Origin of the sequence: Pseudomonas sp. BF-R-24, from assembly GCF_019947335.1 — a bacterium.
Taxonomy (GTDB): domain Bacteria; phylum Pseudomonadota; class Gammaproteobacteria; order Pseudomonadales; family Pseudomonadaceae; genus Aquipseudomonas; species Aquipseudomonas jessenii.
In genome coordinates, this window is sequence record NZ_JAGYGG010000007.1 from 38,705 (window position 1) to 51,680 (window position 12,976).

Below are 12,976 nucleotides of genomic sequence, written 5' to 3' on the forward strand. Positions count from 1 at the left end.
CACCGCTTTCGCGAGCAAGCCCGCTCCCACAGGGGATCTGCGGTGGTTCAGAGGTTCTCGTAGCGGTTCATGTCCAGTACGCCCTCTTCCACCGGATCGGTTTCGTGGATGTAGCGGCTCAGGTCATGGAAATAAGCCCAGAATTGCGGATGACTGCGGCGTATTCCCCAGCGTTCGACGATTTTCTCGAAGCTGTCGGTGTCCTTGGCGCTCTCCATCGCATCCACAAACGCCGGCACTTGCCCGGCCGGGATGTTGAACATGAAGTTCGGGTAGCTGCTGAGCACACCCGGGAAAATCGTCAAAGTGTCGAGCCCCGGTTGATAGCGCAGTGATTCACCGAGCAAAAACGCCACGTTGCTGTGGGCACGGTTACGCAACAGGCTGTAGACCTCACGCTTGCCGCTGCCGGTTTCAATACGCAGCAGCGTGGCCTCCGGCAACTGATCGATGACCTTCAGTCCGGCGGCCGGACGCGAAGTCAGGCGGCTCAATGCCTGCTCGGCACTTTGCAGTTCCGGGTCGATGTTTGGCCGCGAACAGTAAGCGCCGTCGCAGCGATTGATCGGGTCGGGCCTTGCATTGAGATCGCCATAACGGGCCAGCAATTGCATGGCAAAGTCGCGCTTGGGGTCCAGCGCGTCAAGCTTCAGCGCGGTCGGCTTGTCGTCGTCGATGGTCTCGTAGTCGAGCCACATCTTGAATTTGCCACTGTTCTGATACCAGTCATCAAGGTAGTCATCCCGGGAGTCGGCGGGCATCAGGCGCAGGAAATTCTGTTCGGCGCCGTTGCGGATCAAGTCGAAATACAAGCGCGTCTGAGCCTGATGGGACAGGTTCCCGAACACATCGAAGTTCACTGCCAGTTGATAGTAGGTGCGCTCCAGCAGCGGATAGTCGAACAGCCATATCGTTTGCGGCACCTCGCCGATCAGGCCTTTGGTCACCGAAGCACTGTCGAAATGGCGGAAGATACTCAGCAACGCATTGTCGTTGCCGGCCCACAGGGTCGACCAGCTCGGTGCTGGCTCATCGGCGTAGCTGTCCCGGCGCAAGGCTTCATACTCGTTACGCTTGTCGCGGTAGTCGTGCCACAGGCTAAGGACGCTGCCGACATCATCGTTCTGCCCCGGCATCGCCAGCAATGGCGTGGCCTGCCCGCGATAATTCGGATCCGTGACATACAGGTCGTGCTCGGGCGCCTGGAACAACGCCCAGAAATTATCGCGGATCACGTCCGTGGCGATCTGGCCGCGACACACTGGCCCACGAATGAACGTGCGCACAAAGTATTCGGCGTTATCGAGCATGAACTGATAGCGCGCCTGGGCCGGAATCGCTTCGAAGGTGGCAAACGGGTTGGCCCGGCTCTGCGGTCCATAGCCCGGCAATGCGTCGACCTGCCAGTTGCCGCTGTAGAACAGGCTCTTGACCCGCGCCAGCTTCGCCGGACCCAGCGGATAGGTGATGTGGGTCTTGTGCACGATCACGCCCTGTACCGGCCACAGGCGATAGTAAAACTGCGTGCCCGGATCATCGTTCGGGCGACGGGTGTTGATCAGGTCGATCGGCTGGCCGGTCGGGGTGCGCGAACGCACCCACTGGAAGAAATGCCCAGGTTCACCGTCCTTGAAGTAGAGATGGGCCAGGAACCAGTGCTCGTACAGCCAACGCCCCACCAGGCTTTCCCGGGCTCCCGGCGAATTGAGCAGGTTTTCCCATTGCACCACCTGCAAGGCTTCCCTGGCGCTGGGCGCCAGCGCCTGCTGATCGATCGGCGCGCCTGCCGCCAGCCAGCGTTGCAGCGTCTGGTACTGCTGGTCGGTCAGGCCGGTCACTGCCAGCGGCATGCCCTCCTTCGGATGCTTGGCGGCGTAGCCGTCGAACTCCGCGGGCATGGCACACATGTTTTCCCGGTTCAGGCCCAGGACGATGTCTTCCGGCAGCTTCGCGTTGGGTTGCAACGGAGTGTTGTGGCCAAGCTCCAGCATCCGCGCCATCAGTGCGGCCTGACTGCCCTGGGCATCAAGCACCGAATAGAAGCCCTTTTGTTGCCAGGCCTGTTTGCCGGAGGCGTCATAGAACAGTCGGGTCGGTGCAACCGCCTGGCGGCGGTCACCGTCGTAGACCGGGACTTTGGTTGCGCCACGTGCCGCGCCCTCACCGCTGCCCAAGTTGAGCTGACAGGCGGCGTCATTGCAGGCGTGGCAGGCCACGCACTTTTCAGTGAAGATCGGTTGAATGTCGCGGCTGTAGGAGATAACAGGTGACATGGCAGAGGAAATCACCGGGCCTTGCGCCACGGCGCCCCAGCTTAAAAACAGCAGCAATGTGCCGATGACGAAGCGATACGACATGTCCCTGGTCCCGAATCCTGAAAAAACGTCGCGATTCTACCGGTCTGTCACCCTTACCAACATGAACGATATTCATGCAAATTCGAGTCACGCTCCAAAAGCGCACAGGTTTGCTATCATCCCGGCCCTTCGTCATGGCCTTACCGAGTAGTCCAAATGTCCGATCGCAGCGTTCGCCTTCAAGCTCTCAAGCACGCCCTCAAAGAGCGCATCCTGATTCTCGATGGCGGTATGGGCACGATGATCCAGAGCTACAAGCTCGAAGAGCAGGATTACCGTGGCAAACGCTTCGCTGACTGGCCAAGCGATGTCAAAGGCAACAACGACCTGTTGGTCCTGACTCGCCCGGACGTGATTGGCGGCATTGAAAAAGCCTACCTGGACGCCGGCGCCGACATTCTGGAAACCAACACCTTCAACGCCACCCGGATTTCCATGGCCGATTACGGCATGGAAAAACTGGCGTACGAATTGAACGTAGAAGGCGCTCGCCTGGCGCGCAAGGTCGCCGATGCGAAAACCCTCGAGAACCCGGACAAACCACGTTTTGTTGCCGGCGTGCTCGGCCCGACCAGCCGTACCTGCTCGTTGTCCCCGGACGTCAACAACCCTGGTTACCGCAACGTCACCTTTGATGAGCTGGTGGAGAACTACACCGAAGCCACCAAAGGCCTGATCGAGGGCGGCGCCGACCTGATCCTGATCGAAACCATCTTCGATACCCTCAACGCCAAGGCCGCGATCTTCGCCGTACAAGGCGTGTTCGAAGAGCTGGGCGTCGAATTGCCGATCATGATTTCCGGCACCATCACCGACGCCTCCGGCCGCACCCTGTCGGGCCAGACCACCGAAGCCTTCTGGAACTCCGTGGCCCACGCCAAGCCGATTTCCGTCGGCCTGAACTGCGCCCTCGGCGCCCGCGAATTGCGCCCGTACCTCGAAGAGTTGTCGAACAAGGCCAGCACCCACGTTTCCGCGCATCCGAACGCCGGCCTGCCGAACGAGTTCGGCGAGTACGACGAATTGCCGTCGGAAACCGCCAAGGTCATCGAAGAGTTCGCCCAGAGCGGCTTCCTCAACATCGTCGGCGGCTGCTGCGGTACCACGCCGGGCCACATCGAGGCCATCGCCAAGGCCGTGGCCGGTTATGCGCCGCGCGAGATTCCGGACATCCCGAAGGCTTGCCGCCTCTCGGGTCTGGAGCCGTTCACCATCGATCGCAACTCGCTGTTCGTCAACGTCGGCGAGCGGACCAACATCACCGGTTCCGCCAAGTTCGCCCGCCTGATCCGTGAAGACAACTACACCGAAGCCCTGGAAGTCGCCCTGCAGCAGGTCGAAGCCGGCGCCCAGGTGATCGACATCAACATGGACGAAGGGATGCTCGATTCGAAGAAGGCCATGGTGACCTTCCTCAATCTGATTGCCGGCGAACCGGACATCTCCCGCGTACCGATCATGATCGACTCCTCCAAGTGGGAAGTGATCGAAGCCGGCCTCAAGTGCATCCAGGGCAAGGGCATCGTCAACTCGATCAGCATGAAAGAAGGCGTCGAGCAGTTCATTCACCACGCCAAACTGTGCAAGCGCTACGGCGCCGCCGTGGTGGTGATGGCCTTCGACGAAGCCGGCCAGGCCGACACCGAAGCGCGCAAGAAGGAAATCTGCAAACGTTCCTACGACATTCTGGTCAACGAAGTGGACTTCCCGCCGGAAGACATCATCTTCGACCCGAACATCTTCGCCGTGGCCACCGGTATCGAAGAACACAACAACTACGCCGTCGACTTCATCAATGCCTGTGCCTATATCCGTGACGAACTGCCGTATGCGCTGACCTCCGGTGGCGTGTCCAACGTGTCGTTCTCGTTCCGTGGCAACAACCCGGTGCGCGAGGCGATCCACTCGGTGTTCCTGCTGTACGCGATCCGCTCCGGGCTGACCATGGGTATCGTCAACGCCGGGCAACTGGAGATCTACGACCAGATCCCGGTGGAACTGCGCGATGCCGTGGAAGACGTGATCCTCAACCGCACCCCGGAAGGCACCGACGCCCTCCTCGCCATCGCCGACAAGTACAAGGGCGACGGCAGCGTCAAGGAAGCCGAGACCGAAGAGTGGCGCAACTGGGACGTCAACAAGCGTCTGGAGCACGCACTGGTCAAAGGCATCACCACCCACATCGTCGAAGACACCGAAGAATCGCGCCAGTCCTTCGCCCGCCCGATCGAAGTGATCGAAGGCCCGTTGATGGCCGGCATGAACATCGTCGGCGACCTGTTCGGCGCCGGCAAAATGTTCCTGCCTCAGGTAGTGAAATCCGCCCGCGTGATGAAGCAGGCCGTGGCCCACCTGATCCCGTTCATCGAACTGGAAAAAGGCGACAAGCCGGAGGCCAAGGGCAAGATCCTGATGGCGACCGTAAAAGGCGACGTGCACGACATCGGCAAGAACATCGTCGGTGTGGTGCTGGGCTGCAACGGCTACGACATCGTCGACCTGGGCGTGATGGTGCCGGCGGAAAAAATCCTGCAGGTGGCCAGGGAACAGAAGTGCGACATCATCGGCCTGTCCGGCCTGATCACCCCGTCGCTGGATGAGATGGTCCACGTCGCCCGTGAAATGCAGCGCCAGGACTTCCACCTGCCGTTGATGATCGGTGGCGCCACCACTTCCAAAGCGCACACGGCAGTCAAGATCGAGCCGAAATACAGCAACGACGCGGTGATCTACGTCACCGACGCTTCCCGCGCCGTGGGCGTGGCGACCCAGTTGCTGTCCAAGGAACTGAAGGCCGGTTTTGTCGAGAAAACCCGCCAGGATTACATCGAAGTTCGCGAGCGCACCTCCAACCGCAGTGCCCGCACCGAGCGCCTGAGCTACGGCGCAGCCATCGCCAAGAAGCCGCAATTCGACTGGGCGACCTACACGCCGGTCAAACCGACCTTCACCGGAGCGCGGGTGCTGGACAACATCGACCTCGACGTGCTGGCCGAATACATCGACTGGACGCCGTTTTTCATATCCTGGGACCTGGCCGGCAAGTTCCCGCGCATTCTCCAGGACGAAGTGGTCGGTGAAGCCGCCACCTCGCTGTACAACGACGCGAGGGAAATGCTGCGCAAATTGATCGACGAAAAGCTGATCAGCGCTCGCGCGGTGTTCGGCTTCTGGCCGGCCAACCAGGTGCATGACGACGACATCGAGCTCTATGGCGATGACGGCAAGCCAATGACCAAGCTGCATCACCTGCGCCAGCAGATCATCAAGACCGACGGCAAACCGAACTTCTCCCTGGCCGACTTCGTCGCGCCCAAGGACAGTGAAGTGACTGACTACGTGGGTGGTTTCATCACCACTGCGGGGATCGGCGCCGAAGAAGTGGCCAAGGCCTACCAGGACGCCGGCGACGATTACAACTCGATCATGGTCAAGGCCCTGGCCGACCGCCTGGCCGAAGCCTGCGCCGAGTGGCTGCACCAGCAGGTGCGTAAAGACTATTGGGGTTATGCCAAGGATGAAGCGCTGGATAACGAGGCACTGATCAAGGAGCAGTACAGCGGCATTCGTCCGGCTCCGGGCTACCCGGCCTGTCCGGATCACACCGAGAAAGCCCAGCTGTTCGCCCTGCTAGACCCAGAGGCCCAGGAAATGCGCGCAGGCCGCAGTGGTGTATTCCTCACCGAGCACTACGCGATGTTCCCGGCAGCAGCGGTCAGTGGCTGGTACTTTGCTCACCCGCAGGCGCAGTACTTCGCCGTGGGCAAGATCGACAAGGACCAGGTGCAGAGCTACACGTCGCGCAAAGGCCAGGAACTGAGCGTTACCGAGCGCTGGCTTGCGCCGAATCTCGGTTACGACAACTGAGTGATCAACTGAAAAAACCTTGTGGGAGCGAGCTTGCTCGCTCCCACAGGTGATTTACCTGTTTGAGGCAACCGTCAGCTCCACGACCTCCTGTCGGGACAATTCGATCATCTTCGCGTTGCGCGCCGCCCTCTGTTCGAAAAGCTGAGTCAGAAATGCCGCATCGTCAGCGCTTTCAACTTCCTCCTGAACATCCATCTCATCCAGAGCCTTGAACACGTCAGGATGTTTTTCCTTGAGATAACTCACCCAATAGTCGCGCTGGATCAAGTCTTCAAAGAAACCATCGGACTGCTCTGCGTTGACGATCTCGATTCGCGCGTCCGCCAGTTGTCGAGCGGTCACTCCCGAGGCATAGGTCATGTGTTTCGGTTGCCCTGGCAGCTCCAGGCCGTCCGCCCATCCTTGTGTCAGCCCGATTCGATAGCCTAAACGTATTTCGGCCTCATCCTGCCCGGTTTGCGCGGCGATTTTCCTCGCGAGATCGTCGACCTTGTCCAGTCGAAACAGCTGCCGGGATAAATTCAGCAGTGCATGTCCCTTCACACTCGGGCGCCCGAAGGGAATATCAAGCAAGGCATTGTGGGTGAAGACTCTGCTTTCCAGTCCGCTGAACGTCAGGATTCGACCGTCGACACACGTGCCGTGGGTGCTGGAACTGGCAAACAGGATCTCCCGCAGTTCAGAATTGCTGGCGGCGGCTTCAATGACCGTCCAGACCCGCCGCGTCAGATCGGCGTTTGCCACCCTGAACTCCTGCGTATCCTGCAGTCGCGAAAGCAGGTGAAAGAACGCCGCATTGTCCGGTTCCGCCGCGAGCTGATTCCATATCCCGGTTTTACCGGCCACTTCCCCGGCAGGAAGATTGGCCAACCACGGTGTTTTTTGCTCGGGTTCCGGCTCGGTCTCTGACAGTTCCTCATCCGTATCGATGCCTTCACTGCTGTCGCCGCCATTGCCGTTGGCGTCATCGATCAACCCGTCAAGATCGGCCCGCGAGATCCCCAGCACCATGTCGTGCAAACCCGCTTCACGGTAATCCCTGAGTCGCTCAAGGCTCTCAAGCGACAGGTTGTAGTTGTCGCTCAAATCCGTACCGGCCATCAGACTGTCGTGGTCGCCACTCAGGGCCTGTTCGGGGATCGACGTGATGTCATTGCCACTGAGATTGAGCGTGCCAAGGTGTTGGCTGTCGAACACCCCTTCCGGCCACTCGGTCAAATTATTGTTGCGCAGATCCAGCGTATCCAATCGCTCGAAAACGCCGATATCAAAGGCATCCAGTTCGTTGTAGCTCAAGTCCAGCCAGCGCAAACGCTCCAGCTTATTCAATGCGGCATACAGCAGCTCGGCATCGTCCATCCGGTTCGAGGACAACTCCAGACGCTCGAGCCTGTCCATGTCACAGACCGGCTCGGGAACGCCATCCAGCCCATTGCCATTGAGGTCCAGGGTTTTCAGGCGGGTAAAGGCCTTGAGGAACCCATCGGAACCTTGCCGGGTAAGTTTTACGCTCGTCAGTTTCAATGTGCCGACATGCTCGAACGATGCCGGTACCTCAGGCAGGTCACCCAGTTGCAGACCGTTGAGATCCAGCACCGCATCAGCCACCGCGCCCGTGCCGCTCAGACCTGTTTGCCAGCATTCGACGATCCGCAAGGCAGCCTGCCTGCGAATGCTGGAAGACGTCATCCAGCCGTTTCCGCGAGATCCCCGGGTGAACAGCCAGCCATTCAATTGGCGCGTGAGCGTTTCATAGGTTTTCTCCCATTCGGCAATTTTCACGCTCGCAGCTTCGCTGCCCTGCATCTGTTCGATCATTTGCAAGGCGTCATCATCGGCGAGTGTCGGTTTCAGGCGTTGCAGGCGCTTTGTTAAAACTGCAACCCCTTCTCCCGCCGGGACTTCCGGCAGCGGCAACAATTGATGTGCAATCGAACTGCCGCTTTCGAACGGTGGGAAATCCTGTGGCACCTGTTCCAGGTCGAACCGTTCCAGCGCGCCGACCGGAAGACCTTTGGCCATTTCCATTCGATGCCGGGCTGCGTTGCGCATCGCAACGGCTTGAGGGGTTAAAGGTGTGCCCGTGAGGTTGGCCTTGAGCAGCGTCTCATCCGCAAGCGGCTCCGGCAGCGCGTTGACCTTGCTGTCCCGCAAGTCCAGCCAATACAGCTCTGGCAGCTCTTGTGCCCCGGTCGGCCATTCTTGCAGCGTTGTGCCACTTAGATTCAAGGACTTGAGGCGGGTCATTGCACTGACATCCAAGGTATTCAACGGGTTGTTGCTCAAGTTCAGGTATTGCAGTGCCTGCAATCCATCAAAAGCTTGCTGAACCCCGGTGTCGCCAACAATCCCGTTATTGGAAAGATCCAGATCAGTCAGTTTTTCAAGATCACCGGGCTCAAAGGGCACTTCGGTCAGACCGCTGCCATTCACGTCGAGTTTTTCAAGCTCGGGAAACTTGCGTACGAAACTGCGGATCTGCTCGACGGGGGCTCTATTACCCTTCAGATACAAGGTTCGTACTTCAGGGAAGGCGCCGTCAGGCAATTCGGGAAATTCACTCATCGCCAGACTCGGCAAATCGAGTACCGAGGCATCGGCCGTCGAGCCGTAGCGTTTGAATGCGCCATTGCGCCAACAGGTTCTCAGGGCATCGGCCGTCCAGATACGTCCCATGATTTCGTTGGCCGCTGCAGGCACTCGCAGCGCGCGTTGGGACCAGTCATCAAGCTGCCGGTTGAGCTGATAATGCTGCTCGCTCAATGCTTCGACGGCGTCGAATCTCGCCCCTGCGTCTTGCCACTGTTCGACAAACTGATCGAACATTCCCGCGAACGGGTCATTGATGCCCTCACCAAGACGTTTCAACTCGCCCCTGCTGTAGTCCCTGACCATTTCTTCCAGATCAACAAGGTGCTGGGGCTGACGCCGGAGATACTCATAGGCCTGCTTGAAGTTTGGACGCAGCATGTTCGACCAATCCAGCGACAACCCGGACCAGAGTTTTTCATGCCCTTCGAAAATTCCGTCGGGGAATGTACTGATGGCTGTCCCGGTCAGGTTCAGACGTTCAAGATGGGGCAACTCCAGAACCCCGGTTGGCCACTGATCCATCGACGGCGCGATCACGTCGAGCAGACGCAGATTGCGTAGCCGGCTGACGTCCAACGCCACGGGAACGCCCCAGGTTGAGTACACCCTGAGCTCCTCGAGCGCCGTCAACGCACCGAGTCTCGACGGCATTTCTGCTGCGAAGGGCGCGGCTGAATACAGGCTCAGACCCCTGAGGTCCGGCATGCTGTTCAGCACTTGGGGCACGGTGCTGAAATCGTTGCCCGTGGCATTGATCCGCAGTCTTTTGAGCTTGGGAAAATTCACCAACAACGCATCGACATTGGCGTCAGTGATGCTTCGACCCCGGACATACAGATCACCCACATGGGAAAAGTCCGCCGACAGTGCAGGGATCGGGTCGTCACAGACCAACTCAAGCATTCTGTAGCGCGGATGCTCCCCGGCCAGCGGCGAATTACGCCAGGATTGCTTGAGGCTCTGCGCGACCGAGGCCTTGCCTCCGAGCATCGACTCCAGGACAGAACCCGCTATCGGCTCGCCGACCCATTGATCGAGCGTCGCCTCGAGGGTCTCCCACTCGCGCATACGCGCCTGCAGGAGGCTATAAATCTGTGCGTCGGTTTTACCCGCGCGCAGCTGCGCCAGGATAAACCCATTGGCCTGCTGATCCGACAGCGCCGGATAGACATCCTGAACCCGCGACACCAGAGAAGGATTCAAACCTTGCCCGCGCCCGCTGGCGTAGTAGCCGAGCCGGCGCTCCGTCACGCGTACGGGCGGCTTGAACGCCTTGCGGTGACCGCTGCGCTGTTCCAGCATTTGCGACAATTGCGCCCGATGCTCGAAGGCCGAGTCGATGACAGCCTGCTTCAGTTCGACGCTTTGGCCCACGTGTGGAACGCCCAATGCGCGACGGGATTCATCGGGCAATGCGTGCATGATCGAGGCGAAAAAGTTATCGCCGGTGGCGGGCACGCCATTGAGCGTCTCGCCACGCTCATCAAATGCCTGATAGGACGGGCCGTTTTTAACCACGTACTTGCGGACCGTCGCGGCCTCGCTGCCAATGCCGTCGATGAGCGGTCCCTCGATGTGGCCATCGCGAATCTCCAGCCGCACCTCGCCGGACCACCCCGGCATTTTTTCCAGGGCATGCAGTGCGAGCCAGCGGCTATCAGCGGACAGCGCGGATTCCATGCGCAGGCCAGTGAAAGCCCCGGCCTGACGCCCCTGTTGTGCATACCAACGGGCTTCCTCCAGCAATTTCAGGGGAATTCGACTCGTTGTTTTGAGGCGGGTGAGCTCTTCGGCATTGGCATCGAGCAGAACCCTGCGGGCTGCGGTATTACTCAGCCCCGGGCTGGCGCGTTGCAATTTTTCGAGCAGTGGTCCGCCAGTGCCGGGGTCGGCTTCGAACAACCGCAAGGCGTGCGCCAGCTCCGGTGGCGGCGCAAGATGATCCATGTGCATCTTGCGCAAGGCACTGTCCTCGACACCACAGGCCTCGGCGATGTCGAGCAGTTGCTCATCGGAAAAAGCCTCGGTGATATGGCCGATGCGCCGCAGCAGGGTCAGCCGATCCCAGGTCCGGGGACGCTCCAGCGCATGGCGCCAGGCGCCATGTCCGTTGTGTTCGAGTATCGGCTGCCAGGCGCTGGTATCCGTCGGATGCCGGATGCGCCATTTCTTCAGCGAAGGGTCAAAGGTTGTTTCGTAGACCCTGCCACCCTGCCGAATGAAGGTTTTGCCATGTATCCGGTGCAGCCCCGACGCATCAGGGACTGAATGGCGAGGCAGGATGAGGTTGCGTTCGTATCCGCTCAGGTCAGGTTTCCATAAGCGGGTTTTGCCGTCGGCGCGCTGGATGGGCTGCAGGCGTTCAACCAGCGGTTCGGGTTTCACCGCCGTCAGCTTGGCCAAGCCTTTGCCCGCACCGGCCATCACCGCGGCCAGCGCCAGATTCTCGGCCACATCGACCAGGTGCGCCTTGGCCGCCGTTCGATCCCCTTCACTCCACTCGATCGCCCCCTCAAACGACTCGTACAGCAGCTGACCCGCCATGACCGTCAGCATGATCTCCCCCAGCACCGGCACGAACATCGACACCATGTTCAGGCCCAGCAGGCCGAATTCCAGCAGATGATTGAGCTTTTGCGCCCGTACTCGCGCATCGACGTCCGCCGTGGGCACCGCATGGCTGCGTGCGTCGGCGATGACTTTCTTGCGGTTTTGCTCGTAGAGATAAGTCCACAGATCACTGTTGGCGGACCAGATGCCCGCCACGCCTTCGCGAATCATCCCGAATGGATTGAGATAAGGATCTTCCACCGGCTCACGTTTACCCGCAGGTTCTGGCGGCAGCTCTTTGATGCGGGCGACGGACGAAAACGGGGGCACGTACTGTGCGACCTTCATCCAGAACGAATGCAAGGGATCGGTCACAGAGTCGGCGGCCTTGCGGGTGAACTGGCTGAAGTAATAAGGGCGGTCGGCGTAGGCGACGAACTGGCTGAAAAAACGCTGGTGGGCGGTCGGCTCGCTGCCACTGGCGGGCAACGCGTCCTGGGTGGTGAACTGGCGCTTGAATTCTTCACGCAGCTGCTCAGAGGTATAGCGTTTGAGCGGGTGCTCGGGATCGTGGGGAATGTAGACGATGTAGTCGTTGGTATAGCGATATTGTTCACTGATGCTGAACACGACGCAGCCCGTCATCCTGCGCTTCATCAGGTTCAGGTCGCGAAACCAGACTGGCCTGTTGCCGACACGGGGATGGACTTCGCCATCAACCACCGAAAGGATCATTGCGTAATCGTCGGGTTCGATGTCTTTTTTCAGCAGCGCCAATTCAGCGGCTGCTCTCATTGCCGCTTTCTGGCTGGCAATGAATTGCTCGGACACTGTCGATTCCTTCTGCGCATCCGTTGCCTGGAAAAACGCCTCGACACAGGTTTGATACCGCGTGCCGATATCCAGCTTGCGGCAGAGTGAGAGGAATTGCGTGACCGACATGTTGAGGGCAGCGACCTCGAACGTCCCTGGCGTGGAAGTCTCGACCACAAACCCCGACCCGCGCTGAAAGGCGCCCGCCTCGCATTCGGACGCTTCGAAGTTATGCAGTACCGCCTGCAACAACGAAAGCTTCATCACCTCGAATGTGCCGATTTCGATTTCAAGATCGCTGACTTCCAGCGCTCGCCTCAGACACACCAGGGTTTTGTTGACGTCGGCCTCGACCCCGAACTGATCCTTCAGCGCCTTTTGCAGTATCGGCTCGGCAAAGCTTTCGGCATCGGGCAGCGACGACATGGTTTTGTCGAGCCGGGCCTGGGAAACAAAGCTGTCGTTGAAACGGTCTTTCAGTGCCTGCTGTTGCTCGATGGACGCTCGCGAGTACCAGCGCGGCGCGAGCGAGCCGCTGGCTTTTATGGCGGCCCGCCGCTGCGGCGTGGCATCGATCAACCAATCAGGCGTCAGCTGTTCAAGAAGCTCGCGGTGAATGCTGGTTTGGCCCGCAACCAAAGGTTGACGGGGCACAGAGGGGGGATGGGTAGACATTGTGTCGCTCCTGAAAAATGGAACGACAGAACATCATTTCACTGAACCGTATCTGCGGTAGATAGTTATCGCATCGGCCCAGACTGATTTCAAAATGCGTCGACTCGCAGGCCGGCCGC

At 59.7% G+C, this 12,976-nt stretch carries 3 protein-coding genes; 1 reads left to right on the forward strand and 2 read right to left on the reverse strand.

Features of this window, described 5'->3' with window-relative positions; all coding sequences use genetic code 11:
- Positions 1-47: 47 nt before the first annotated feature.
- Positions 48-2,357 (reverse strand): fatty acid cis/trans isomerase, encoded by a 2,310-nt coding sequence (locus KGA98_RS07850; protein WP_223501983.1) that lies wholly within the window; start codon positions 2,355-2,357, stop codon positions 48-50.
- 156 nt (positions 2,358-2,513) lie between these two features.
- On the opposite strand from KGA98_RS07850, the gene metH reads away from it, so the two are divergent.
- Entirely contained in the window at positions 2,514-6,224 is a 3,711-nt protein-coding gene (gene metH, locus KGA98_RS07855; RefSeq protein WP_223501984.1) for a methionine synthase, read from the forward strand.
- A 54-nt stretch (positions 6,225-6,278) separates the two neighbouring features.
- On the opposite strand, the gene KGA98_RS07860 is transcribed toward metH, so the two are convergent.
- On the reverse strand, positions 6,279-12,857 hold the full coding sequence (locus tag KGA98_RS07860; protein ID WP_223501985.1) for an NEL-type E3 ubiquitin ligase domain-containing protein: 6,579 nt from the start codon (positions 12,855-12,857) through the stop codon (positions 6,279-6,281).
- Between the last annotated feature and the right edge of the window lie 119 nt (positions 12,858-12,976).